We start from the raw sequence: 23,845 nt of genomic DNA on the forward strand, positions 1-23,845 counted from the left end.
CTATTCCAACCTGAGCACTGCAAGGAAAGCTTCCTGTGGAATCTCCACGTTGCCGACCTGCTTCATGCGTTTCTTACCGGCCTTCTGCTTCTCGAGCAATTTGCGTTTACGGCTCACGTCGCCGCCATAACACTTGGCCAGTACGTTCTTTCTGAGCGCTTTGACGGTTGTCCGGGCCACGATCTGACCGCCAATGGCGGCCTGAATTGCCACGTCGAACATCTGCCGCGGGATCAGTTCTTTCATCTTCTCGGTCAACGCGCGCCCTTTGTAGTGCGCGTTGTCACGGTGAACGATCAGTGCCAGGGCATCGACCTTCTCGCCGTTGATCAGTACATCGAGCTTGACCAGATTGGCCGACTGATAACGGTCGAAATGATAATCCAGCGAAGCATAACCGCGGCTGACTGACTTCAAACGGTCGAAGAAGTCCAGAACCACTTCGTTCATCGGCAGATCGTAGCTGACCTGAACCTGCGTTCCGAGGAACAGCATGTCGTGCTGCACGCCACGTTTTTCGATACACAGCGTGATGACGTTGCCCAGGTGCTCCTGAGGCACAAGAATATTTGCCCGAACGATAGGTTCGCGCATGTCTTCGATGGCTGACAGGTCTGGCAATTTGGACGGGTTGTCGACGTAAATCGTTTCACCGGTCTTCAGCAGCAGCTCGAAGATAACGGTTGGCGCCGTGGTGATCAGGTCCAGGTTGTATTCGCGTTCCAGACGCTCCTGGATGATCTCCATGTGGAGCATGCCCAGGAAGCCGCAGCGGAAGCCGAAGCCCAGCGCGTCCGAGCTTTCCGGCAGGTATTGCAGCGAAGAATCGTTGAGCGTCAGTTTCTGCAACGCTTCGCGGAAGTCTTCGAAATCATCGGAGCTGACCGGGAACAGACCGGCGTACACCTGCGGCTGGATACGTTTGAAGCCCGGCAATACGTCCACATCGGGCGTGGTGCTGAGTGTCAGGGTGTCACCGACCGGCGCACCATGAATATCCTTGATGCCGGCGATGATGAAGCCCACTTCGCCCGCTTTCAGATCGACCGTTGCGGTGTGCTTGGGGTTGAATACCCCGACGCTGTCGACCAGGTGCATCTTGCCGGTGGATTTGACGAGAATCTTGTCGCCTTTCCTGACCCGGCCATGGCGTACACGCACCAGGGACACGACGCCCAGGTAGTTGTCGAACCAGGAGTCGATGATCAACGCTTGCAGCGGGTCTTCGATATTGCCGGTCGGTGCCGGAATGGTCGTGACCAGGCGCTCGAGCACTTCATCAACGCCCATGCCGCTCTTGGCACTGCAGGCCACGGCGTCGGTGGCATCGATGCCGATGATCTTCTCGATCTCTTCCTTGACTCGGTCCGGATCGGCCTGCGGCAAGTCCATCTTGTTCAGTACCGGCATGACCTCAAGGCCCTGCTCGATAGCGGTGTAGCAGTTGGCAACCGACTGTGCCTCGACGCCCTGACCCGCATCGACGACCAGCAACGCGCCTTCACAGGCCGCCAGCGAACGGCTGACCTCATAGGTGAAGTCCACGTGACCGGGCGTGTCAATGAAGTTCAGTTGGTAGGTAATACCGTCTTTGGCCTTGTAGTACAGGGTCACGCTGTGGGCCTTGATGGTGATCCCGCGCTCGCGCTCAAGATCCATGGAGTCGAGCACCTGCGCTTCCATTTCGCGCTCGGACAGGCCACCGCACATTTGAATGAAGCGGTCGGCCAGCGTCGACTTGCCATGGTCAATGTGGGCGATGATGGAGAAATTGCGGATATGACTCAAATCACTCACGGATCAACACTCAAAAAGGTTGCAGGCAGATTGCCCGCCGAAAAATAGCCGGGAATTGTACCTGATGGATGCCCGAGGCGTCACGCTTGCAGGTAGACCGATCGGTTTCAGGCCTAATCACAGACATGAAAAAGGGCGACCGTGGCCGCCCTTCCTCATCAGACCTGACTGTTATTCGTCCAGTTTGAACGTAATGAACGTCGCGCGGCCCTGACGCAGGACGCGCATCGAGACAGATCGATCCTTCGGCAGGCCTTTCGCCACGTCGGTGAACTGCTTGGCCGAGGTGATCGCCTGATTGTTCAGGTGGGTGATCACATCACCGGCCTGCAAGCCGATCAGCGAAGCCGGACCACCGGTCACTTCCTTGATCGCCACGCCGCCTTTCAGGTCCAGGCTTTTCTTCTGCTCGGCGGTCAGTTCGATCACCGAAACACCCAGACGATTGCTGCTGCGCTCGGCACCGGCACCCGGTACGCCGCCCATTTCCTGGCCTTCGTCCGGCAGTGCGCCGACGGTGACCGTGACATTCTGACGCTTGCCGTCGCGAATCACTTCAAGCTCGGCCTTGCTGCCGTCCTTGAGGTTGCCGATCAGGTGCGGCAGGTCGGCCGACATGATGATCGGCTGGCCGTTGGCGCTCAGAATCACGTCACCCACCTGCAGACCGCCCTTGGCAGCCGGACCGTCTTCAAGCACCTGCGCAACCAGTGCACCGGCAGGCTTGTCCAGACCGAAGGACTCAGCGAGGTCCTTGTTCACTTCCTGAATCACGACGCCCAGCCAGCCGCGGCTGACCTTGCCGCTGGCCTTCAACTGATTGGCTACATCCATGGCCACGTCGATCGGAATCGCGAACGACAAGCCCATGAAGCCGCCCGAGCGGGTGAAAATCTGCGAGTTGATACCCACGACTTCACCGGCCATGTTGAACAGCGGACCACCGGAGTTGCCCGGATTGATCGCCACGTCGGTCTGGATGAACGGCACGTAGGTGTCATTCGGCAGGCTGCGGCCCTTGGCGCTGACAATACCCTTGGTCACCGAGTGATCGAAGCCGAACGGCGAACCGATCGCCAGTACCCACTCACCGACCTTGAGCTTGTTGGAGTTACCCAGCTTGGCGGTTGGCAGGTCCTTGCCTTCGATTTTCAGAACAGCCACGTCAGTGCGCGGATCGGTACCGACCAGCTTGGCTTTCAGTTCGCTGCGGTCGGAGAGGCGCACGAGAATTTCGTCGGCGCCGTCGATCACGTGATTGTTGGTCAGCACATAGCCATCGGGCGAAATGATGAAGCCCGAGCCCAGCGACTGGGCCTCGCGCTGGCGATCACCCTTGCCTGGCGGACGGGTTCCCGGCGGCATGCTGCGCTCGAGAAATTCGCGCAGCATCGGTGGCAGACCTTCGAGGTCCGGCACCTGCTGATTGGCGATGGCCCGGTCAGGCAGCTTCTGCCGGGTACTGATGTTCACCACCGCCGGCGATGCCTGCTCCACCAGCCCGGTGAAGTCCGGCAGGTTCTCGGCCTGTACGGCAGCGACCTGCCCGAGCATCAGCACGGCGGCAATGAGGGATAGATAAGATTTCATGCGTGGTATCGACATACGGCTCCCATTCACAACGAGCAAAATTAAGCAGTACAAGGTCAGCTGACTCAGAGACCCGGCACCGTGCGGTGCCCTCCCCCTGACGCTTTTTTACGGCCCACAAACGACAAAGGCCAGAGCTGCGAGGCTGTGACCTATAGAAAAAAACGAGATATTTTGCAACCTGCAAACCTCACCAAACATTTCAGCGTCTCAGCACAGGGCCAGGTTGACTGCAGTCTGGCGGTTCGTTGGACCCAAGATGAAATAATTTACATCTTGGGCGCTCGCCACAGTTTCGAACTACTTTTTCGCTTGGGTTTCGGTACCACGAATGGACAGCGCAATGCGCTCCGCAGTGCCCAACGGTATCTCTCCAACCACTGTAACCATGGTGTCGCCCTGAGGCGTGGTCAAGCGTCGGGATACTGCAACGGTAGGACCCAGCTGAGTGCGAATGTCGGACGATGCATTACCGCTCACAGGCTCGATAAACACCGAAAACCGCGCCAGCCCATCGCCATACATCAGGCTGGTCACTGGCGAATGCGAATCGTGCTCCTTGCGTACACCACTGCTGCTGAGCTCGAAACCCGGCGGCAGCCAGTCCGAACGCCAGGCGACCGGAGTGACCTGCGCCTTGGACTTGGCCTTCGCAGCCACTACCGGCTTGCAATCGGCACTGACCTGAAGCATCTGATCAGTCGGTGCGGTGGCGGTTTCCAGGTCGGTGAACTGGAAACGCTCGAGCAGCTGCCCTTTGTCGCTTAACAACAAGGACTTCAGCGCAAGGCCAGTCTCGTTATCGATATGCAACTCCATACCGTAACGATGCTGATCCTTCGGCGTCACTGCCACAATAGTAGTCGCACGCCCAGCCACTCGCGACTTGCCGACGACTTTCATGTCGTACCAGTCGGAGAGTTTCTTGACGTCGAAATTTCGAGAGGAGGAGCCGGCGCTGGTAACGCCTGCTTCCAAGGTGCCACTGACGCACTGGGTAAGCCCGTCGACACGTGACACTTCAAGAGCAGAACCATCAAGCTGCAACAAGCGCTCACTGACCTTGCCGTCCGCTACGCGGTGCCAGATCCGGTGGGTAGAGAAACTACCATTGCGCTCGTAAACAAAAGTACCTTGATAGCTTTGCTGCTGATCAACCTGCCCAAGACGTTTGAGCATGTCCTGGGCGTCATCGGCATGCACTGGGAGGGCAAGCCATCCACCAAGCAACAACGGCAGTAGAGGGACGACTCGCATGTTCCTCCTTAACGGTTTTCCAGGCTGGCGGCACGAGCGTAAGGCAGCGCGCTTTCAGTACCCTTCAGTGCAGCTTCCTGAGCGTGCTGGCGCAGGTAGCCTGGCAGACGCTTGTCGCCTTCACCGGCCTGACCTTGCAACACACCGTTGGCCATCGGGCCGGGGGCCTGCTCGGCGCTCTCGGTGTAACCCGCCAGTACGGCCGGGCCCTTGACCTGTGGAACGGTCAGGTTGGCAGGCTGCTGGGTCTGCTGTGCCAGTTGAGTACCGGTAATTTCGTCCTGGTTATACAGGCGAACACCAGCCAGAACAGCGACAGTTACCGAAGCGGCCACGGCCAGACGACCCAGCGAGCGCCACGGACCGCGGGCTGCTTTAAGGGGACTGACTTCATCGGCAATCGCAGCGGACACAGCCGCCGAGATGTCCAGATGAGGCATCAGCAGTTCCTTGTGCATCGCTGCACGGGCAATCTGATAACGCGACCATGTGGCACGTGTATCTGCATCGTCAATGGCATTCAATACCCGACGCAATTCCAATTCGTCCGCTTCATTATCCATCACTGCGGACAGCGATTCCTGCAGGGCTTCACGACTCATGGCGGGTTCCTCTCTTGGGCTATCGCCGCTGTCTCAGGATTCCTGCAACAACGGCTGCAGGGCTTTATCGATGGCTTCCCGAGCGCGAAAGATGCGAGAGCGCACGGTACCAACAGGACATTGCATGACGCTCGCAATGTCTTCGTAACTCAGACCATCGAATTCACGTAAAGTTAGTGCAGTACGCAAATCCTCCGGGAGAAGCTGGATGGTCCGATGGACAGTGCCCTCGATCTCATCCCTCAACAATGCACGCTCCGGCGACTCGATGTCCTTGAGGCCATGATCGCCATCGTAGAACTCCGCGTCCTCAGACCTCACATCGCTATCAGGCGGCCGCCGACCTCGCGACACCAGATAGTTTTTCGCCGTGTTGATGGCGATGCGGTACAGCCACGTGTAAAACGCACTGTCACCGCGGAAATTTCCGAGTGCGCGGTAGGCCTTGATGAAAGCCTCCTGCGCAACATCCTGAGCCTCATGGGTGTCGTGCACGAAACGCACGATCAACCCTAGAATCTTGTGCTGATACTTCAGCACCAACAGATCAAATGCCCGCGTATCACCGCGCTGTACGCGCTCGACAAGCTGCTGATCCTCTTCCTGGGTTAGCATGAACACTCCTCATTGAGCTTAAAGGAGCGTTGCAACTGATATTGTTCAGGCTCGCAAACATAGACTCGGGCTTTTCGCAAAAGTTCTCCCCCTTCAAGCAAGTTTCCTGCAGGCAATCATAAAGCCTGCAAGAAAAACGCAGCTCGACCGGATCGGCTGCGTGAATAGTCTTGTCGTCAGATGCACAGTCGATGATCACTTATCTAAACCTGCACATGCCGACGCTGTTCCTTTATAGGCAACCTGCTATTGAGCCTGGATCCCGGTGAAAAGTTCCATCGACACAAAGACAGGTGTGAACGCAAACTGCCTCGCTGCTCTTGATCATTGAATGTATTTCAAGGATTGAAGCAGCGCAAAACGGAGTGCATCACGCCGGGGACTGGAGCACAATCGTCACCCGCCGTGGTTTCACATTGCCATGAGGCGCGGCTATTGTGCCGATCCCCCTTTACTTATACTAGTGGCCGCCGAGAGCAGAATTCACAGATGAGCCAACATTTTCAGCACGACGTACTGATCATCGGCAGCGGAGCGGCAGGCTTGAGCCTTGCACTTACGCTTCCAGCCCATCTGCGCATCGCGGTTCTGAGCAAGGGCGACCTGTCCAACGGCTCCACTTTCTGGGCCCAGGGCGGTGTTGCGGCAGTGCTTGATGACACCGATACGGTGCAGTCGCACGTCGAAGACACGCTCAACGCTGGCGGCGGTCTTTGTGACGAAGAGGCCGTGCGCTTCACGGTCGAACACAGCCGCGAAGCCATCCAGTGGCTGATTGATCAGGGCGTGCCGTTCACCCGTGGCGATAACGCAGACACCGAGGAAAGCGGCTTCCAGTTCCACCTGACCCGTGAAGGCGGTCACAGCCATCGCCGAATCATTCACGCTGCGGATGCCACCGGCGCGGCGATTTTCCGGACATTGCTCGAACAGGCCAGCAAACGGCCCAATATCGAACTGCTCGAACAGCGCGCTGCCATCGATCTGATCACCGAACGTCGACTGGGTCTGGAAGGCCAACGCTGCCTGGGCGCCTACGTGCTGAACCGTAAAAGCGGCGAGGTCGACACCTATGGCGCACGCTTCACGATCCTGGCATCTGGAGGCGCGGCGAAGGTCTATCTCTACACCAGCAACCCTGACGGCGCGTGCGGTGATGGCATCGCAATGGCCTGGCGTGCCGGCTGTCGGGTTGCGAATCTGGAGTTCAACCAATTCCATCCAACCTGCCTGTATCACCCGCAAGCCAAAAGCTTTCTGATCACTGAAGCACTGCGTGGCGAAGGCGCTTATCTGAAACTGCCGAACGGCGAGCGTTTCATGCCACGTTTCGACGAACGGGCAGAACTGGCGCCCCGCGACATTGTGGCCCGCGCCATTGACCACGAGATGAAGCGCCTGGGTATCGACTGCGTCTATCTGGACATCAGCCATAAACCCGAGGCGTTCATCAAGACGCACTTTCCGACGGTGTACGAGCGCTGCCTCGAGTTTTCCATCGACATCACCCGTCAGCCGATCCCGGTCGTCCCTGCCGCGCACTACACTTGCGGCGGCGTGATGGTCGACAGCCGGGGCCACACCGACGTGCCGGGGCTGTATGCGATTGGCGAAACCAGTTTCACCGGCCTGCACGGCGCCAACCGGATGGCCAGCAATTCGTTGCTGGAATGCTTTGTCTATGCACGCTCTGCGGCGCAGGACATCGAGAAAAAACTGGGCGACATTCAGATGCCAGCCGATCTTCCGGCGTGGGACGCGAGTCAGGTGACCGATTCGGACGAAGACGTGATCATTGCGCACAACTGGGATGAATTACGCAGATTCATGTGGGACTACGTCGGCATCGTACGCACCAACAAGCGACTGCAACGCGCCCAGCACCGTGTACGACTGTTACTGGATGAGATCGACGAGTTTTACAGTAACTACAAGGTCAGCCGTGACCTGATCGAGTTGCGCAACCTGGCGCAAGTAGCTGAACTGATGATCCGCTCGGCCATGGAGCGCAAGGAAAGCCGCGGGCTGCATTACACGCTGGATTATCCTGACCTGTTGCCCGAAGCACTGGACACTATTCTGATACCGCCCACCTACGCCGGCTGAACTTCAGCCGTACGCGCAGGCGCCGGTGAAGATCCGGCGTCTGCGCATCAAAGGGGATGCAGCAGCTGTGGACTTGCCGCCCAGGCCGCCCGCCATTCACCAGACGAAAGCGCAGAATCACGACCAGCGGAAGCGCCAGACTGTCCTTGCATAACTGCACAGGCTGCCAGCCGCCCTGCTCGCTCCAGACACGCCAGCCCTGCGAATCACGCTGCAGCCCGGTGAACGAGCCCGGGCGTTTCAGCAGTATCGACCCCGGCAAGACCCAGGCCGCGTGAGCGAGACACAACGCAGCGCCAATCAACGCAATCAGAACCGGGACATCCAGCCAACACAGCGCAGACAACGCCAGCACCTGAGCCAGACCATAAGCCGTCAGCAGCAGGCGCGAAGCCTGCCAGTGACACTCGAAGCGATCATTTGGGCTGAACACGGTCCAGAATCATGCGAACCATGCGCTGCAATTCAGGATCTTCGGACTCGGCACGCTGCATGAACCAGCCGAACATGTCCTGATCCTCGCAGGTCAGCAGGCGGCGATACAGATCGCGGTCCACGTCATTCAAATGCGGGTAGACCTCACGGACAAACGGCACCAGCAGCACGTCCAGTTCGAGCATGCCGCGGCGGCTGTGCCAGTAAAGGCGGTTGAGTTCAACGTCTTCGACCATGGAGCGCTCCTCAAAGTAGGCGGCGAGTATACAGCCGTGAAGCGGCAGCGCGAATCGCGCAATGGTCGCAGCAGTTTTCATGTACCCGTATTCAGATTCACGACTGGGCACTATGATGTGCCCCAGACTTTTTCCCATTTGCGATGACCATGGCCCACTCAGCTTTCTTCTGCACGCTATCCCATGAGGGCGTTCTTGCCGTTCGCGGCGTGGATGCCAGCAAGTTTTTGCAGGGACAATTGACCTGCAACTTCAATTACCTGAGCGAAGACCGCTCAAGCCTTGGTGCGCGCTGCACCCAGAAAGGGCGGATGCAGTCCAGTTTCCGCGTGGTGTTCGACGGTGACGGCTGCCTGCTGGCAATGGCCCGCGAACTGATCGAACCGCAACTGCTGGACCTGCGCAAATATGCCGTGTTTTCCAAGTCCAAACTGACTGACGAAAGCGCAGCCTGGGTGCGCTTCGGCCTTCAGGACGGCGACGGCGCACTGGTCAGCCTGGGCCTCGATCTCGCGCAGGAAACCGATTCGGTATCCCGCGCCAACGATCTGATCGCGATTCGCGTGTCGCCCGCGCGAGCCGAACTCTGGGTGCGTGCCGAACAGGCCGACAGCATTCAGTCGCGACTCGCTTCGCAGCTGGACGAGGGCTCGCTCAACGACTGGCTGCTCGGCCAGATCCAGGCCGGTATCGGTCAGGTGTTCATCGAGACCCGCGAAGAGTTCATTCCGCAGATGATCAACCTGCAGGCCGTGGGTGGCGTCAGCTTCAAGAAAGGCTGCTACACCGGGCAGGAAATCGTGGCGCGCATGCAGTACCTGGGCAAGCTCAAGCGCAGGCTTTATCGGTTGTCGATGCAGGGCGACGAGATGCCCGCTCCCGGTGCCGCGCTGTTTTCATCTGTGCACACCAGCTCGTCAGGCAACGTTGTGATCGCCGCGCGGTCAGAGCAGGGGATCGAGTTGCTGGCAGTGCTTCAGGCCGATGCCGCAGAAAGTGGCGACGTGCACCTCGGCGCTGCAGACGGTCCTTCCCTGCAATTGAACGAGCTGCCCTACACGCTGGACAGCAAGCTCGAAACGCAGCGATAGCGCGAGCGAACGCTCCCGCTTTTCCATGGTCAGTACAGCACCCGGCAATCCGGCGCCCACAAGGCGCCCGGAACACTCTGGACACCCCTAAAGGCTGCGAGACGCAACATGAGCAAGATGGCTGACGAGGTGCAGAGAAACTTGATCAAGGCCATCGACAGAGATGCCTTGTTTCTCCCTACCCTGCCGGAAGTAGCACTGAAGATTCGCCTTGCCGCCGAAGACACCGAAATCAGCATCGCTGCGCTGAGCAAGGTCATCGGCAGCGATACCGCCCTGTCCGCTCGCCTGATAAAGGTGGCGAACAGCCCGTTGCTGCGACCCAATTTCGAGGTCAGCGACGTGAACACGGCGATTCGCCGCCTGGGCGTCAACTACACCTGCAACCTGGCCATTGGTCTGGTCGTAGAGCAGATGTTCCATGCCAAGTCGGAAGTCATCGAGCAGAAGATGCGCGACATCTGGAAGCAGAGCCTGCAGGTGGCCGGGATCAGCTACTACCTGTGTCATCAGTACACCAGCCTGAAGCCGGATCAGGCCACGCTGGCCGGGCTGATTCACCTGATCGGCATTCTGCCGATCCTGACCTACGCCGAAGACCATTTCGATCTATTGGCCGATCCGGTCAGCCTCAATCATGTGATCGACAATATTCACCCGGTCATCGGCGAACGCCTGCTGCGCTCGTGGGACTTTCCCGAGCCGCTGGCTTCCGTGCCTGGCAAGTTCCAGGACTTTACCCGCGTTTCGAAAAGCCCGGACTACATCGATCTGGTACAGGTCGCGACGGTGCACATTCACAAGAACACCGACCATCCTTTCAGCCTGATCGAAATCCCAGACCTGCCCGCCTACAGCCAACTGCGCCTGAACCGAGCCAACGACATGCTCGGCGCGGAAATGGACGACGCCAAGGACATGCTCTACTGAGCCTGAGTCGCGTTGAAGCTGACCCTGACTTTCAGACCGCGCTCGGCCCCGTCATGTAAAGAAATGCGGGCCAGATGGGCGCGGCAGATTTCCCCGACGATGGCCAGTCCCAGCCCGGCGCCGCTACCCTGCTGGCTGCGACGATAGAAACGTTCGAACACCCGCTCGCGCTCCGCCTGCGGAATACCGGGACCGTCATCTTCGACTTCCAGAATGCCCGGCGCGTACACCCTCAGCACAACGTTGCCGCCCGACGGTGTATGGGCCAGTGCATTGTCAATCAGATTGCTCAGCAATTCGTTGAGCAGGGTCGGCTCGCCGCGCAGCCAGACAGGCTCTTCGGCTTCCAGTGCCAGCGCCACGCCGTGCGAGTGCGCCAGAGGTGCCATGGCCATGCCCAGCTCACGTGCCAGCTGACTGAGGTCGAGTTGCTGCGCACCGCCCTCGGCAATCGCCCGGGCGCCGTTTTCGATACGCGCCAGCGACAGCAACTGATTGGCCAGATGAGTCAGACGATCGGTCCCCAGCGCGGCAGACTCCAGCGTCGTGCGCCATTGCTGCGGGTCACGCTCACGAAGGCCCAGTTCCACACGCGCCTTGAGCGCAGCCAATGGCGTGCGCAGTTCGTGGGCGGCGTCGGCGATGAACTGCGCCTGACGCTCGAACTGCAGGCGCAAACGCTCGGTGAAGTGGTTCAACGCGCCGACCAGCGGTCGCAACTCATGCTGCACCTCAACCATGGGCAGCGAGCGCAAATCGTCCGGCTGGCGTTCCTCGACCGCCGTGCGCAGGCGCTCCAATGGACGCAGCGCAGCACTGACGGTGAACCAGACGAGCAACAACGCACCGCCGCCCAGCATGCCCAGCCGCAACAAGGTATCGGCCATCAGACTGCGAGCCATGCCCTTGCGCGCCTCCTGGGTTTCAGCCACGCGGATTTCCGCCGTGCCGTTCATGCCCGGATCGGTCACCGGCTTGAGCAGACTGACCACGCGGACATCCTGGCCCTGATACATCCCGTTATAGAACTTGGCGAGTGCCGGATAATCATCGGTTCGCAACGTTCCCGGTGGCGGCGACGGCAGGTTTTCGTAGCCGGATATCAGCTTCTGGTTGATGTCGTTGACCTGGTAATAGATCCGGCCTTCGCTGTCGTAGGCGAAGGTGTCCAGTGCCACATAGGGAATGTCGGCACTCAGCGTTCCGTCGCGCTGGGTCAGACCGGCAGCGATGGTGCGCGCCGACGCCAGCAGCGTGCGGTCGTAGGCCGTGTCGGCTACTTCGCGTCCATTCCAGTAGGCGCTCATGCCGCTGGCCAGCATCAGAACGACCAACAGCAACGCCAGATTCCACAGCAGTCGCCAGCGCAGGCTGTCGTTAATCATCGCGGCTTTCCAACAGGTAACCCAGGCCACGGAACGTCACGATGGCCACCGAATGCCCGTCGAGTTTCTTGCGCAGGCGATGCACGTAGATTTCGATGGCGTCGGGACTGGCTTCTTCGTCGAGACCGAACACCTGAGCCGCGAGCTGCTCCTTGCTCATCACCCGGCCGGGCCTCGCGATCAGGGCTTCAAGCACCGCCTGCTCGCGAGAGGTGAGGGTCAGGAGTTCGTCACCCAGGGTGAAGCGACGCGTGTCCAGGTCGTAGGCCAGCACGCCGCACCGCTGCTGACGCTCGCCACCCAGCACGCTGCGCCGCAGCAGTGCCTTGACCCTGGCTTCCAGTTCGGACAGCTCAAAAGGTTTGGCGAGGTAGTCATCCGCGCCCAGATTGAGGCCATGCACTCGATCCTTCACGTCACTGCGTGCGGTCAGCATCAACACCGGCAGATTCTTGCTGCGCGCCCGCAGACGGGCCAGCACTTCGAAACCATCCATACGCGGCAGGCCCACGTCGAGAATCGCGACGGCGTATTCCTCACTGGTCAGGGCCAGGTCGGCCGCCACGCCATCGTGCAGGACATCGACGGTCAAACCCGCGCTCTTGAGCGCCTGCGCGACACTCTCAGCCAGTTGCAGATGATCTTCAACGAGAAGAACACGCATCGCCCTCTCCTGTTATGGGTGTTGTTATTGGGAATAGTGGTTGCGGAGTTTACAGACGCTTCGCCCCCTGTGAAGCACGGAAACGACTCGAAGGTATACAGCGACGCAATGAAAGGTAACTGAAAGGTTCGTGATTTAGCATCGCGATACGACCCGCCAAAGGGTACGTGAACAAGGCGCCCGGATGCGTCTGAAAATAAAAACAATAAAACGGTAAATGGAGTCACATCATGTCAACGCCTTCCCCGGCTCGACAGTCAGTGCATCGCACTCAATTCCCGACCGCTTCCGGTCAGCCTGCTTCATGCCCGCCTTGTCACGGCACTACGCTGACATTTGGCGCCCTTCCAGCGTTTATCCAGCACGTCGATGCAGTCATCTGCAGCCATAGTCCTGCCCGTCCAAATCCGCCGTTACGGGAATTCTCCGGCAATCGAACGCACTGAACAGCTTTCCACATCCAAAAACAAAAACATCTCAGGAGACTGAACATGAAATTTTCCTTGCGTCAGCTAGCCATGACCGCCAGTTGCATGCTGGTTGCCACCCAACTGCTTGCCGAGCCCAAGCGCCCTGAATGCATCGCACCGGCCTCGCCAGGCGGTGGCTTCGACCTGACGTGCAAGCTGGTGCAGAGCGCGCTGATCAACGAGAAGATCCTCAGCACCCCGATGCGCGTGACCTACATGCCCGGCGGCGTCGGCGCGGTGGCCTATAACGCGGTGGTCGCTCAACGTCCGGCCGATGCCGGAACACTGGTGGCCTGGTCCAGCGGCTCGCTGCTCAATCTGGCGCAGGGCAAGTTCGGGCGCTTCGACGAGAACGCCGTGCGCTGGCTCGCGGCAGTCGGCACCAGCTACGGCGCCATCGCGGTGAAGAGCGATTCGCCTTACAAAAACCTCGACGATCTGGTCAAGGCACTCAAGGCCGACCCGAGCAAAGTCGTCATCGGTTCCGGCGGCACCGTGGGCAGCCAGGACTGGATGCAGACCGCACTGATCGCCAAGGCGGCCGGTATCAATCCGCGCGAGCTGCGCTATGTGGCGCTCGAAGGTGGCGGCGAAATCGCTACGGCCTTGCTCGGCGGTCACATTCAGGTCGGCAGTACCGACATCTCCGACTCCATGCCGCACATCCTCAGCGGCAACATGCGCCTGCTGGCGGTGTTTGCCGACAAGCGTATCGATGAGCCGGAAATGAAAGACATCCCGACGGCCAAGGAACAGGGTTACGACATCGTCTGGCCGGTGGTGCGTGGCTTCTACCTCGGGCCAAAGGTGAGCGACGAAGATTACAACTGGTGGAAAGCCTCGTTCGACAAGGTGCTGGCCTCGGAAGACTTCGCCAAACTGCGTGACCAGCGCGAGCTGTTCCCGTTCGCCATGACCGGCCAGGAGCTGGACACCTACGTGAAGAAACAGGTGGCCGACTACAAGCTGATGGCCAAGGAATTCGGCCTGATTCAGTAATTGCACCCAATTGACTGACTTACGGTTGCGCCTGCCTGACGGGCGCGACTCAGGAGCTTTTCATGGTCATACAACGCGTTTTTGCAGGTGTCCTGCTGCTGGTCTGTATCGGGCTGGCTCTCATGGCCTGGCCGTACCAGGCGCCCTTTTCCTATGAACCGGTCGGCCCTCGGGCCTTTCCCCTGCTGATGCTCGGCCTGATGGGCGCCGCCCTGCTGTACATGCTGATTCGTCCGACGCCCATCGTGCACAGCGAAGACGAACCGCCGCTGGACCGCGAGACGCTGGTCAAGATCGGTATCTGCATCGCCCTGCTGCTGGTGTTCGCCGGCCTGTTCGAACCGCTGGGTTTCATTCTCAGCAGCATCTTGATCGGCATACCGATGGCGCGCCTGTATGGCGGTCGCTGGGTGCCCAGCGTGGTGGTAGTGATTCTGATGAGCGTCGGCCTTTACCTGCTGTTCGATAAAGCCATGGACGTTCCCCTGCCTTTGGGCCTGCTCAGCGTTCTGGAGAATTAAACGTGGATACTTTCAGCTACCTGGGCCAGGGCTTCGGCGTTGCCCTGACGCCTTACAACCTCATCACCGCATTGTCCGGCACCTTGATCGGCACCATCGTCGGCCTGCTGCCGGGGCTGGGTCCGATCAACGGCGTGGCGTTGCTGATTCCCATCGCCTTCGCACTGGGTCTGCCGCCTGAATCGGCCTTGATCCTGCTGGCGGCCGTGTATCTGGGCTGCGAATACGGCGGCCGTATCAGCTCGATCCTGCTGAACATTCCGGGCGAAGCATCCACCGTGATGACCACCCTGGACGGCTACCCGATGGCCCGTAACGGCATGGCCGGTGTCGCACTGTCGCTGTCGGCCTGGAGCTCGTTCATCGGCGCCTTTATCGCCACCTGCGGCATGGTGCTGTTCGCGCCATTGCTGGCGAAATGGGCGATTGCCTTCGGTCCAGCGGAGTACTTCGTGCTGATGGTGTTCGCCATCGTCTGCCTGGGCGGGATGGCCGGAGACAAACCGCTCAAGACCTTCATCGCAGCGTTGATCGGCCTGTTCCTGTCTGCCATCGGAATCGACGCCAACAGCGGCGTGTATCGGTTTACCGGCGACAACATCCACCTGGCAGACGGCATCCAGTTCGTCGTGCTGGTGCTGGGCCTGTTTTCCATCAGCGAGATCCTGTTGCTGCTGGAAAAAACCCACCGTGGCCAGGAAGCGGTCAAGGCCACCGGGCGCATGATGTTCAATCTCAAGGAAGCGGCGGCCGTATTCATGGTGAATATTCGTTGCGGCTTCATGGGGTTCATTCTGGGCGTATTGCCGGGCGCGGGCGCAACGCTGGCCAGTGCGGTGGCCTACATGACTGAAAAGCGTATTGCCGGACCTACGGGCAATTTCGGCAAAGGCGACATGCGCGGCCTGGCTGCGCCGGAAACCGCCATCGGCGCAACCGCCTGCGGCGCACTGGTGCCGATGCTGACCCTGGGTGTTCCGGGGTCGGGCACCACGGCGGTGATGATCGGCGCGCTGTCGCTGTACAACATCACGCCCGGCCCGATGCTGTTCCAACAGCAGCCGGATCTGGTCTGGGGTCTGATTGCGTCACTGTTCATCGCCAACGTCATGCTGGTGATCCTGAACATCCCGATGATCCGCATTTTCACCCGCGTTCTGTCCGTACCGAACTGGGCGCTGGTGCCGGTCATCGCGATCATCACCGGGATCGGTGTCTACGCTGTACACGCCACCACCTTCGACCTGTTCCTGATGGTCGGCATCGGCATCTTCGGTTACATCCTGCGCAAGCTGGACTTCCCGTTGTCGCCGATCCTGCTCGGGTTCATCCTCGGTGGCCTGATGGAGCAGAACCTGCGTCGTGCGCTGTCGATCTCCAACGGCGAACTGGGGATTCTCTGGGCCAGCCCGATCACCCTCGGCGTCTGGGTGCTGACCGTGTTCATGCTGCTGTTCCCTCTGGTCCGTATCTGGCGCAAGCGTGCCAGCCAGCGTGCCACGATGACCAATGTCTGATTCGTCACTGCGCAACTGGTGGCCGACCCCGCTGGTCGGCCTGCTGGGCGGTTACCTCGCCAGCCAGGTCGGCTGGCCCCTGCCCTGGATGGTCGGCTCGTTATTGGCGATCATCCTGGTGCGCTGCCTGACACCCTGGCAGATCACCCAGATTCCCGGCGGCCGCAAATGCGGCCAACTGGTCATCGGCATCGGTATCGGCCTGCACTTCACCCCGGTGGTGATCGAGCAGGTGCTGGCGCACTTCGGGCTGATTTTCGTCGGTGCACTGATCACCAGCCTGTCCTGCCTGGTCGGTGTGTGGCTGATGCTGCGCACCGGCGAGGACCGGCCTACGGCTTTCTTCTCCAGCATGCCGGGCGGTTCGGGTGAAATGGTCAACCTCGGCGCACGCAATGGCGCGACCCTGAGCAGCGTCGCCGCTGCGCAAAGTCTGCGCGTGCTGGCGGTGGTACTGTGCGTACCGGCGATCTTCAAATACTTGCTGGGCGAGGGTGCGCCCGTGCTGCACGCCACCAGTGTCGACTGGCGCTGGCTGGCGTTTCTGCTGCCGTTCGGCGCGCTGCTGGCCTGGCTGTGGCAACGCCTCAAACAGCCGAATCCGTGGCTGTTCGGTCCGCTGCTGCTGAGTGCAGTGGTCAGTGTGATGTGGGATCTGAAAATCGGCCTGCCCAATGGCGCCAGCCAACTGGGCCAGCTGCTGATTGGCAGCGGACTGGGTTGCCACTTCAATCGGGAGTTCTTTCGTCGTGCACCGTCGTTTCTGGGGCGCACGCTGTTGGGAACGGCGCTGACGATGTTGATCGCCGCCCTCGCCGCCTTCGGCCTCAGTGCGCTGACGCATCTGGATCTGCGTTCGCTGACACTGGGCATGATGCCGGGCGGCATTGCCGAGATGAGCCTGACCGCCGAGGTGCTGCAATTGTCCGTGCCGCTGGTCACGGCGATGCAGGTGATGCGTTTGCTGTTCGTGCTGTTTCTGGCCGAGCCGCTGTTCCGGCGCTGGAACAGACGACTCGCTGACTGACGCCTCAGATATTCGGCAAGCGCCAGTCAATCGGCGTGATGCCGTTCTGCTCCAGATACTTGTTGGCCCGTCCGAAATGTCCGTTGCCGAGAAAGCCTTTGTAGGCTGACAGCGGTGACGGATGGACCGAGGTCAGCACCAGATGTTTGGTCGCGTCGACCAGCTTCTGCTTGCTCTGCGCGTGAGCGCCCCACAGCAGAAACACCAGATGTGGCTGATGCTCGCTGACCACCTGAATGATCCTGTCCGTGAAATGCTGCCAACCCTTGCCTGCGTGGGAAGCGGCATTCGCCCGCTCGACCGTAAGGGTGGTATTAAGCAGCAGCACGCCCTGATCCGCCCAGCTTTGCAGGCAGCCATGGTTGGGGATATCAATGTTCAGGTCGCGTTTCAGTTCTTTATAAATATTGACCAGCGAAGGCGGTGTCGGCACGCCGGGCTGCACCGAGAAGCACAAGCCATGGGCCTGGTTGGGGCCGTGGTAAGGGTCCTGACCGAGGATCACGACTTTCACATTATCCAGTGGCGTGGAGTTCAGCGCGTTGAAGATCAGCGGCCCCGGCGGATAGATTTCCTTGTTCGCGGCGTGCTCCTGACGCAAAAACTCGCGCAACTGTTGCATGTAGGGCTTTTCGAACTCGTCACGCAGCGCTTCTTTCCAGCTGGGTTCAAGCTTGATGCGGTCGTCGCTAGTCATGGTCACATCCGGTAAAAACATTGCGCGGACACTAGGAAAGCTGACTGCCAATGTCAAATGTCCCCCATCGATTCCGTCGGTTTCCTACACTGCAAATTTCCCCCTGCAACTTAATGACGCTGCACGAAGACCAACAATGAGGTCGCGTCTTTTCAGAGAGGGTCACGATGAACCTGCAATTCGAAGAACTTCACGCCCAGGGCGGCGCACGTATCGGAGTCGCTACGCTGGACGCCGAGAAGTCGCTGAACGCACTGTCGCTGCCGATGATTCTGGCGCTTCAGGATCAGCTCGACGCCTGGGCGGGCAATCCGCAGATTGTTTGTGTACTGCTGCGCGGCAATGGCGCGAAAGCCTTTTGTGCCGGGGGCGATGTGCGCACGCTGGTCGAAACCTGCCTCAATAATCCCGGCACCGTACCACCTTTGGCAGCGCACTTCTTTAGCGCTGAATACCGCCTGGATTACAGCCTGCACACATACCCCAAGCCGTTGATCTGCTGGGCGCATGGTTATGTGCTGGGCGGCGGCATGGGTCTGCTACAGGGCGCGAATATTCGGATCGTCACCCAGAGCAGCCGACTGGCCATGCCGGAAATCAGCATCGGGCTTTATCCCGATGTGGGGGCGAGCTGGTTTTTATCTCGCCTGCCGGGGAAGCTGGGGTTGTTTCTGGGACTGACCGGTTCGCACATCAACGGGCGTGACGCGCTGGATCTCGATCTGGCGGATCGCTGCCTGCTCGATGAACAGCAGCCGGATCTGATCGAAGGTCTGCTGCAACTCAACTGGCAGGAACAGACCGACGTGCAACTGAACAGCCTGCTCAAGGCGCTGCAACACGAAGCCACCAGCCAGTTGCCGGAAGCGCAGTGGCTGCCGCGCCGGGCACAGATTGATGCGTTACTGGACGTGGGCAACTTGGTCTGTGCCTGGCAGGCGATCAGCCATTTGCAGCAGCAGGATGACGCGTTGCTGGCCAAAGGTGCGAAGAATCTGGTGGAGGGTTGCCCGGTCACTGCGCACCTGGTCTGGGAACAGATCAAGCGTGCGCGTCACCTGTCATTGGCGCAGGTGTTTCAGATGGAATACGCCATGAGCCTCAATTGCTGTCGTCATCCGGAATTCAGCGAAGGCGTGCGGGCCAGACTGATCGACAAGGACCACGCGCCGCACTGGCACTGGCCGGATGTCAGCAAAGTACCGCCCGCGGTGATCGAGGCGCACTTCGAGAAGGTCTGGGAAGGACGGCATCCGCTGGCGGACTTGTCGGAGTATTGAGTCGGCGTGAGTGATCTCTCGACCCTGATCGATAGCGGACGCTCTGCGTCCGCTATCGAATGTGGCGCAGATGTGTGCCCAAACTCCAGCGTTTTCCACGTCATGCGCTCGGCTCACTGAGTCCACAATCTGTGCCATCTGTGACGCGGAGCGCGTCACGGGAGGCATGCCCACGCGGAGCGATGGGCACGCTCAGTGTCGAGGCGGACTTGAGTATCAGCGATGCCCGCCGCGACCTTCTCCACGACCACGGCCGTCGCCTCTTCCTCCGTGATCGCGGCCGCCACCGTGGTCCCAGCCACGATTGCTGCGGTAGTCACCGCGATAGCCACCGTTGTCACGGAAGCGGTCATTGCGCCAGCCGTATCCCGGTGGGCGGCCGGGCTGGTAGTAGCGCGGTCCAGGCGGTGGACCGTAATAACGCGGCGCCGGGGCGTAGTAACGGGGTTGTTGGTAGTAGCGCGGTTGAGGCGCCACGTAGATGCGCCGCTCCTGGTAATAGGTGGAGCGGTAGCCATTGTCAAAACCGTACCCGCCAGCGACCACCGTCGTCGGTTGCGTGTACACATCGGATTCGTAGTAACCAGGGCCTCCATAACAACCAGCAAGGAAGAGAGTCAGCAAAACGATTAGCGAGGGTCTTAGATACATGGCGGCCTCCTGGACCGCGATAGGGCACAAACCAGCGACGCTGGTCGGCGTCCGCCAAAGCGGTTGGTGGACGAAGGTTAAGACACTGAAAAGGCGATCCAGTGCGTAATGGGGTGCTCCGTCCGTCTGCCTGGAATCGTCTCAAAAAGCCTGGAAAGCTCTGAAATCAAGGCTTCCAGGCCTGTAGCGCTTTCTTACAAAGATGCTACAAAACATTTCAACCAGCGCCTCATCAAGGTGCAGTCATGCACCAGCACAAGGCAGATTCCTGCACTTCAATGCACCTGGAAATATGGCAACCCTTGCCAACCGGGCCTTTCGGCGAGTTGGCACAACTCTCGCTTAGTCCATCCTGTGCAGGAGTCAACACACGGTTCGCGGCACCACAATTTGCAATAGCTGACTAGGGTTCCGGCTTGCCAGAGGCAAGTGGCTGGTCCGAGAGTTGGCGACCTCCAGTAGAGGTTACACGGCGGGACAAAAGCCCGGGAGACAGGACACCAGTGGTGTCACGTTGCTCCTGGCCGCCCTTTTCACTACTGGAGATCTCTCGATGCTCAAGTCAACGTCACGTCTCTCAGGCCTGCTCTGCGCCGGTCTTCTCGCTGCATTGAGCTTCTCGGCGAACGCCGCTCCCAAGGATCACTTCAACGTCTGCTGGACGATCTACGCAGGCTGGATGCCGTGGGAATACGCAGGCACTCAGGGCATCGTCGACAAATGGGCCAAGAAATACGGCATCAAGATCGATGTCACCCAGCTCAACGACTACGTCGAGTCAATCAACCAGTACACCGCCGGCCAGTTCGATGGCTGCACCATGACCAACATGGACGCCCTGACCATTCCAGCCGCCGGTGGCGTGGAAAGCACGGCGCTGATCGTCAGCGACTTCTCCAACGGTAACGACGGCGTCGTACTCAAGGGCGAAGGCAAGAAAATCGCCGACCTCAAGGGCATGGACGTCAATCTGGTCGAACTGTCGGTCTCCCACTACTTGCTGGCCCGTGCCCTGGACAGCGCCAAGCTGAGCGAGAAAGACCTGAAAGTGGTCAACACCTCGGATGCCGATATTGCCGCTGCCTTCAACACCGATGATGTTCAAGCCGTCACCACCTGGAACCCGATGCTCTCGGAAATCAAGGCCAAACCGGGCGTGACCGAAGTGTTCAACTCCAGCCAGATTCCCGGCGAGATCATGGACATGATGGTGGTCAACACCCAGACCCTGAAAGACAACCCGGCGCTGGGCAAGGCCCTGACCGGCGCATGGTTTGAAGTGGTTGCGCTGATGAACGCCAAAAACGCCCAGAGCAAGGCTGCGCTGGAACACATGGCGAAGGCCTCGGGCACCGATCTGGCGGGATTCCAGTCGCAACTGGACACCACCAAACTGTTCGCCACGCCCAAGGAAGCGCTTGAGTTCGCCACCAGCAAGCAGCTGCCGGAAACCATGGGCAAGGTCGCCGGTTTCTCGTTCGCGCACGGCTTGCTCGGCGAAGGTGCCAAGGATGACAAGGCCGTGGGCATGACCTTCGCCAACGGTTTGACCACCGGCGACAAGGGCAATCTCAAGCTGCATTTCGACCCCAGCTACGTGCAGATGGCCGCCGACGGCAAGCTGTAATTCACGTTTCGCACAAAGGTCTTTGCCATGCGCTTGATAAACCGCCATCCGGATCGCGCCGGTCGCCTGATTCTGGTGATCCTGCCGTTCGCCCTGCTGCTGTTCGCCTACTTTCTGGGCTCGGCCAGCCGGCTTGCGGAAAACCCCAACGACAAACTGCTGCCCAGCGCGGTGCAGATGGCCGATGCGGTCAATCGCATGGCGTTCAAGGCCGACGTCCGCACCGGCGAATACCTGTTATGGCAGGACACCGCGTCCAGCCTGCAACGGCTGGCCATCGGTCTGGGCATCAGTGCCTTGCTCGGGCTGTGCCTGGGCATTGCAGCGGGCATTCTGCCGATGTTCGGCGCGCCGCTGTCGCCCTTGCTGACGGTGTTGTCGATGGTGCCGCCGCTGGCGATCCTACCGATTCTGTTCATCGTGTTCGGTCTGGGCGAGCTGTCGAAAGTGATGCTGATCGTCATCGGCATCACGCCCATTCTGGCGCGGGATCTGGAGCAGCGGGCGCGTGAAATTCCGGTCGAACTGCTGATCAAGGCACAGACCCTCGGTGCCTCGACCTGGACGCTGATCCTGCGGGTGATCCTGCCGCAATTGCTGCCCCGTCTGCTGATCGCCCTGCGGCTGGTGCTGGGGTCGGCGTGGCTGTTCCTGATCGCGGCGGAGGCCATTGCCTCCACCGACGGACTGGGCTACCGAATCTTTCTGGTCCGCCGTTATCTGGCGATGGACGTGATTCTGCCTTACGTGGTGTGGATCACCCTGCTCGCCTGGCTGATGGATTGGGGCCTGAAAGCCCTGACGCGTCGTGCATTTCCCTGGTACGAAGGAGCGCGAGCATGAGCTTTATCTGCGTGCGCAACGTCTGGCAGCAATACGACGATCAGGTGGTGCTGGAAGGTTTGAATCTGGACGTCGCCGAAGGTGAGTTCTGCACGCTGGTCGGCGCGTCGGGCTGCGGCAAATCGACCTTTCTTCGCCTGCTGCTGGGCCAGGAAACCTCTAGCCGTGGTTCGATCACCCTCGACGGCCAACCCCTTTCCAACGAACCGGACGCCAGCCGTGGCGTGGTCTTTCAGCGCTACTCGGTGTTTCCGCACCTGAGCGTGCTGGACAACGTCGCGCTGGGCCTTGAGCTGCCCCGCTCACGCTGGATCGGCCGACTGTTCGGCCAGACCAAGCGGGACGCTCGGGAGCAGGCGGCGCAGCTGCTGCACAAGGTCGGCCTGGGCCATGCGCTCGACAAGTATCCCTCGCAATTATCCGGCGGCATGCAGCAACGACTGGCCATCGCCCAGGCGTTGATCATGAAACCCCGCGTGCTGCTGCTCGACGAGCCGTTCGGCGCTCTGGACCCCGGTATCCGCAAGGACATGCACCACCTGTTGCTGGAGCTGTGGCGCGAGACGCAACTGACCGTGTTCATGGTCACTCACGACCTGTCCGAAGGCTTCAACCTCGGCACTCGGCTGCTGGTGTTCGACAAGGTCCGCCACGACCCGCACTCCCCCGGTGCCTACGGTGCGCGCATCACCTACGACATTCCCCTCAACAGCGAGCGCCGCGCCGAACGTGCGGCACTCGATCTGCTGAAACCTGCTTTAGAGGAACCCACCCCATGACTGACTCGACCACGCTTTACCCCGTCTTCGCCGAAGAAATGCTGCCCGGCGGCGGCCATCGCTCGTTCATCCTCAAGCGCGGCGAACTGCTGCGCCTGACCGACCTGCACGGCAATGCCAACGTCAGCCTGACGCTGCTCAACGCTCACGAAAAGACAGAGCGCCTGAACCTGCCTGACAGCCTCAAATGCCAGCACACCGCACGACTGAGCGCCGGTCACTGCCTGTACTCGGACATGGGCCGCGTGCTGGCGGCCATCGTCACCGACACCTGCGGCTGGAGTGACAGCATTGGCGGTGTGCTCAACGCTCAGGAAGTGGCCGAGAAGTATGGCCAGGGCCGTTATCAGGAACTGCGCAACGGCTTCTTTCGCAATGGCGTCGACAACCTGCTGGTCGAGCTGGGCAAGTGGGGGCTGGGGCTGTCGGACCTGCTGATGACCCTCAACCTGTTCAGCCGAGTCAACGTGGACGAAACCGGCGTGCTGCACTTCGTGCCGGACAACTCGAAAGCGGGCGATTACATCGAACTGTATGCACCGATGGACACGCTGGTGGTACTGACCGCGCTGCAACATCCGATGGACCCGAACCCGGCCTATGCGCCGCAGCCGCTCAAGCTGAGCTGGATGAAAGCCGACGCCAGCGTTGCCGAGCACTGCCGCACGTCACGCCCGGAAAACGAGCGCGGCTTCATCAACACCGACCGCCTGTTCGCCTGAGGAG

General features: G+C 60.1%; 23 protein-coding genes and 1 riboswitch. Of the genes, 12 read left to right on the forward strand and 11 right to left on the reverse strand.

Going from position 1 to position 23,845, the window contains the following annotated elements; genetic code table 11:
• The 5 genes from lepA to rpoE form a co-directional block, all read right to left on the reverse strand.
• On the reverse strand, nucleotides 1-1,797 hold the full coding sequence (lepA, locus tag AC0IXS_RS08310; protein WP_025996854.1) for a translation elongation factor 4: 1,797 nt from the start codon (nucleotides 1,795-1,797) through the stop codon (nucleotides 1-3).
• Nucleotides 1,798-1,968: 171 nt separating this feature from the next.
• Nucleotides 1,969-3,351 (reverse strand): DegQ family serine endoprotease, encoded by a 1,383-nt coding sequence (locus AC0IXS_RS08315; RefSeq protein ID WP_412778839.1) that lies wholly within the window; start codon nucleotides 3,349-3,351, stop codon nucleotides 1,969-1,971.
• A gap of 336 nt (nucleotides 3,352-3,687) precedes the next feature.
• On the reverse strand, nucleotides 3,688-4,644 hold the full coding sequence (locus tag AC0IXS_RS08320; protein WP_122669002.1) for a MucB/RseB C-terminal domain-containing protein: 957 nt from the start codon (nucleotides 4,642-4,644) through the stop codon (nucleotides 3,688-3,690).
• 8 nt (nucleotides 4,645-4,652) lie between these two features.
• Nucleotides 4,653-5,246, reverse strand: a complete 594-nt coding sequence (locus AC0IXS_RS08325) for an anti sigma-E factor RseA C-terminal domain-containing protein (protein ID WP_004881766.1) — start codon at nucleotides 5,244-5,246, stop codon at nucleotides 4,653-4,655.
• Between the two features lie 33 nt (nucleotides 5,247-5,279).
• Nucleotides 5,280-5,861: an RNA polymerase sigma factor RpoE/AlgU gene (rpoE, locus tag AC0IXS_RS08330; protein ID WP_002554912.1), complete on the reverse strand. Its 582-nt coding sequence runs from the start codon at nucleotides 5,859-5,861 to the stop codon at nucleotides 5,280-5,282.
• A 489-nt stretch (nucleotides 5,862-6,350) separates the two neighbouring features.
• On the opposite strand from rpoE, the gene nadB reads away from it, so the two are divergent.
• Entirely contained in the window at nucleotides 6,351-7,967 is a 1,617-nt protein-coding gene (nadB, locus tag AC0IXS_RS08335; RefSeq protein WP_449117068.1) for an L-aspartate oxidase, read from the forward strand.
• On the opposite strand, the gene AC0IXS_RS08340 is transcribed toward nadB, so the two are convergent.
• Both AC0IXS_RS08340 and AC0IXS_RS08345 read right to left on the reverse strand, forming a co-directional pair.
• Nucleotides 7,936-8,400 (reverse strand): protein YgfX, encoded by a 465-nt coding sequence (locus AC0IXS_RS08340; RefSeq protein WP_471824345.1) that lies wholly within the window; start codon nucleotides 8,398-8,400, stop codon nucleotides 7,936-7,938. The two genes, nadB and AC0IXS_RS08340, sit on opposite strands and share 32 nt — an antisense overlap.
• Nucleotides 8,384-8,638, reverse strand: a complete 255-nt coding sequence (locus AC0IXS_RS08345) for an FAD assembly factor SdhE (RefSeq protein ID WP_004881759.1) — start codon at nucleotides 8,636-8,638, stop codon at nucleotides 8,384-8,386. The genes AC0IXS_RS08340 and AC0IXS_RS08345 overlap by 17 nt, the downstream gene beginning before the upstream one ends.
• Before the next feature lie 149 nt (nucleotides 8,639-8,787).
• Here AC0IXS_RS08345 and ygfZ point away from each other — a divergent pair, with 149 nt between their 5' ends.
• Both ygfZ and AC0IXS_RS08355 read left to right on the forward strand, forming a co-directional pair.
• Nucleotides 8,788-9,729, forward strand: a complete 942-nt coding sequence (ygfZ, locus tag AC0IXS_RS08350; protein WP_032633196.1) for a CAF17-like 4Fe-4S cluster assembly/insertion protein YgfZ — start codon at nucleotides 8,788-8,790, stop codon at nucleotides 9,727-9,729.
• A 108-nt stretch (nucleotides 9,730-9,837) separates the two neighbouring features.
• Nucleotides 9,838-10,659, forward strand: coding sequence for an HDOD domain-containing protein (locus AC0IXS_RS08355; RefSeq protein WP_004881754.1), 822 nt, complete (start codon nucleotides 9,838-9,840; stop codon nucleotides 10,657-10,659).
• Here the strand turns inward: AC0IXS_RS08355 and AC0IXS_RS08360 are convergent.
• Nucleotides 10,653-12,044: a sensor histidine kinase gene (locus tag AC0IXS_RS08360; RefSeq protein ID WP_122709826.1), complete on the reverse strand. Its 1,392-nt coding sequence runs from the start codon at nucleotides 12,042-12,044 to the stop codon at nucleotides 10,653-10,655. The two genes, AC0IXS_RS08355 and AC0IXS_RS08360, sit on opposite strands and share 7 nt — an antisense overlap.
• Nucleotides 12,037-12,708 (reverse strand): response regulator, encoded by a 672-nt coding sequence (locus AC0IXS_RS08365; protein WP_004881751.1) that lies wholly within the window; start codon nucleotides 12,706-12,708, stop codon nucleotides 12,037-12,039. The genes AC0IXS_RS08360 and AC0IXS_RS08365 overlap by 8 nt, the downstream gene beginning before the upstream one ends.
• 485 nt (nucleotides 12,709-13,193) lie before the next feature.
• Between AC0IXS_RS08365 and AC0IXS_RS08370 the strand changes: the two genes are divergently transcribed.
• The 4 genes from AC0IXS_RS08370 (at nucleotide 13,194) to AC0IXS_RS08385 (ending at nucleotide 17,242) form a co-directional block, all read left to right on the forward strand.
• Complete coding sequence (locus AC0IXS_RS08370) at nucleotides 13,194-14,177, forward strand: Bug family tripartite tricarboxylate transporter substrate binding protein (protein ID WP_174518528.1); 984 nt, start codon at nucleotides 13,194-13,196, stop codon at nucleotides 14,175-14,177.
• Between the two features lie 62 nt (nucleotides 14,178-14,239).
• Nucleotides 14,240-14,698: a tripartite tricarboxylate transporter TctB family protein gene (locus AC0IXS_RS08375; RefSeq protein WP_025996844.1), complete on the forward strand. Its 459-nt coding sequence runs from the start codon at nucleotides 14,240-14,242 to the stop codon at nucleotides 14,696-14,698.
• A 2-nt stretch (nucleotides 14,699-14,700) separates the two neighbouring features.
• Complete coding sequence (locus AC0IXS_RS08380) at nucleotides 14,701-16,215, forward strand: tripartite tricarboxylate transporter permease (RefSeq protein ID WP_471824348.1); 1,515 nt, start codon at nucleotides 14,701-14,703, stop codon at nucleotides 16,213-16,215.
• Nucleotides 16,208-17,242: an AbrB family transcriptional regulator gene (locus AC0IXS_RS08385; RefSeq protein WP_471824350.1), complete on the forward strand. Its 1,035-nt coding sequence runs from the start codon at nucleotides 16,208-16,210 to the stop codon at nucleotides 17,240-17,242. Before AC0IXS_RS08380 ends, AC0IXS_RS08385 begins: the two co-directional genes overlap by 8 nt.
• Before the next feature lie 4 nt (nucleotides 17,243-17,246).
• Here AC0IXS_RS08385 and ung read toward each other — a convergent pair whose 3' ends face one another.
• Complete coding sequence (ung, locus tag AC0IXS_RS08390; RefSeq protein WP_025996841.1) at nucleotides 17,247-17,939, reverse strand: uracil-DNA glycosylase; 693 nt, start codon at nucleotides 17,937-17,939, stop codon at nucleotides 17,247-17,249.
• A 167-nt stretch (nucleotides 17,940-18,106) separates the two neighbouring features.
• On the opposite strand from ung, the gene AC0IXS_RS08395 reads away from it, so the two are divergent.
• The gene (locus tag AC0IXS_RS08395; protein WP_137202333.1) at nucleotides 18,107-19,219 is read left to right on the forward strand and encodes an enoyl-CoA hydratase/isomerase family protein; all 1,113 of its coding nucleotides are present in this window, start codon (nucleotides 18,107-18,109) and stop codon (nucleotides 19,217-19,219) included.
• Nucleotides 19,220-19,435: 216 nt separating this feature from the next.
• Here the strand turns inward: AC0IXS_RS08395 and AC0IXS_RS08400 are convergent, their stop codons facing one another.
• Complete coding sequence (locus AC0IXS_RS08400) at nucleotides 19,436-19,786, reverse strand: hypothetical protein (RefSeq protein ID WP_163033402.1); 351 nt, start codon at nucleotides 19,784-19,786, stop codon at nucleotides 19,436-19,438.
• Between the two features lie 476 nt (nucleotides 19,787-20,262).
• A riboswitch (guanidine-I (ykkC/yxkD leader) is annotated at nucleotides 20,263-20,364 on the forward strand.
• A 59-nt stretch (nucleotides 20,365-20,423) separates the two neighbouring features.
• On the opposite strand from AC0IXS_RS08400, the gene AC0IXS_RS08405 reads away from it, so the two are divergent.
• Genes AC0IXS_RS08405 through AC0IXS_RS08420 form a run of 4 tightly spaced genes read left to right on the forward strand, consistent with a single transcriptional unit; the run spans nucleotide 20,424 to nucleotide 23,841 of the window.
• On the forward strand, nucleotides 20,424-21,497 hold the full coding sequence (locus tag AC0IXS_RS08405; protein WP_122669008.1) for a putative urea ABC transporter substrate-binding protein: 1,074 nt from the start codon (nucleotides 20,424-20,426) through the stop codon (nucleotides 21,495-21,497).
• Between the two features lie 27 nt (nucleotides 21,498-21,524).
• The gene (locus tag AC0IXS_RS08410) at nucleotides 21,525-22,340 is read left to right on the forward strand and encodes an ABC transporter permease (protein WP_004881213.1); all 816 of its coding nucleotides are present in this window, start codon (nucleotides 21,525-21,527) and stop codon (nucleotides 22,338-22,340) included.
• Nucleotides 22,337-23,119, forward strand: coding sequence for an ABC transporter ATP-binding protein (locus tag AC0IXS_RS08415; protein ID WP_471824354.1), 783 nt, complete (start codon nucleotides 22,337-22,339; stop codon nucleotides 23,117-23,119). The genes AC0IXS_RS08410 and AC0IXS_RS08415 overlap by 4 nt, the downstream gene beginning before the upstream one ends.
• Nucleotides 23,116-23,841, forward strand: a complete 726-nt coding sequence (locus AC0IXS_RS08420; RefSeq protein WP_057410653.1) for an urea amidolyase associated protein UAAP1 — start codon at nucleotides 23,116-23,118, stop codon at nucleotides 23,839-23,841. The genes AC0IXS_RS08415 and AC0IXS_RS08420 overlap by 4 nt, the downstream gene beginning before the upstream one ends.
• Nucleotides 23,842-23,845 lie beyond the last annotated feature (4 nt).

The organism is Pseudomonas sp. AC016 (assembly GCF_979253365.1).

Excerpts from the sequence above, each read along its gene's own strand:
- AC0IXS_RS08315 (WP_412778839.1), bottom strand. The coding sequence starts at position 3,351 with ATGCTCGGGCAGGTCGCTGCCGTACAGGCCGAGAACCTGCCGGACTTC.
- AC0IXS_RS08320 (WP_122669002.1), bottom strand. The coding sequence starts at position 4,644 with ATGCGAGTCGTCCCTCTACTGCCGTTGTTGCTTGGTGGATGGCTTGCC.
- AC0IXS_RS08325 (WP_004881766.1), bottom strand. The coding sequence starts at position 5,246 with ATGAGTCGTGAAGCCCTGCAGGAATCGCTGTCCGCAGTGATGGATAAT.
- rpoE (WP_002554912.1), bottom strand. The coding sequence starts at position 5,861 with ATGCTAACCCAGGAAGAGGATCAGCAGCTTGTCGAGCGCGTACAGCGC.
- nadB (WP_449117068.1), top strand. The coding sequence starts at position 6,351 with ATGAGCCAACATTTTCAGCACGACGTACTGATCATCGGCAGCGGAGCG.
- AC0IXS_RS08345 (WP_004881759.1), bottom strand. The coding sequence starts at position 8,638 with ATGGTCGAAGACGTTGAACTCAACCGCCTTTACTGGCACAGCCGCCGC.
- ygfZ (WP_032633196.1), top strand. The coding sequence starts at position 8,788 with ATGGCCCACTCAGCTTTCTTCTGCACGCTATCCCATGAGGGCGTTCTT.
- AC0IXS_RS08355 (WP_004881754.1), top strand. The coding sequence starts at position 9,838 with ATGAGCAAGATGGCTGACGAGGTGCAGAGAAACTTGATCAAGGCCATC.
- AC0IXS_RS08360 (WP_122709826.1), bottom strand. The coding sequence starts at position 12,044 with ATGATTAACGACAGCCTGCGCTGGCGACTGCTGTGGAATCTGGCGTTG.
- AC0IXS_RS08365 (WP_004881751.1), bottom strand. The coding sequence starts at position 12,708 with ATGCGTGTTCTTCTCGTTGAAGATCATCTGCAACTGGCTGAGAGTGTC.
- AC0IXS_RS08375 (WP_025996844.1), top strand. The coding sequence starts at position 14,240 with ATGGTCATACAACGCGTTTTTGCAGGTGTCCTGCTGCTGGTCTGTATC.
- AC0IXS_RS08385 (WP_471824350.1), top strand. The coding sequence starts at position 16,208 with ATGTCTGATTCGTCACTGCGCAACTGGTGGCCGACCCCGCTGGTCGGC.
- ung (WP_025996841.1), bottom strand. The coding sequence starts at position 17,939 with ATGACTAGCGACGACCGCATCAAGCTTGAACCCAGCTGGAAAGAAGCG.
- AC0IXS_RS08395 (WP_137202333.1), top strand. The coding sequence starts at position 18,107 with ATGAACCTGCAATTCGAAGAACTTCACGCCCAGGGCGGCGCACGTATC.
- AC0IXS_RS08405 (WP_122669008.1), top strand. The coding sequence starts at position 20,424 with ATGCTCAAGTCAACGTCACGTCTCTCAGGCCTGCTCTGCGCCGGTCTT.
- AC0IXS_RS08410 (WP_004881213.1), top strand. The coding sequence starts at position 21,525 with ATGCGCTTGATAAACCGCCATCCGGATCGCGCCGGTCGCCTGATTCTG.
- AC0IXS_RS08415 (WP_471824354.1), top strand. The coding sequence starts at position 22,337 with ATGAGCTTTATCTGCGTGCGCAACGTCTGGCAGCAATACGACGATCAG.
- AC0IXS_RS08420 (WP_057410653.1), top strand. The coding sequence starts at position 23,116 with ATGACTGACTCGACCACGCTTTACCCCGTCTTCGCCGAAGAAATGCTG.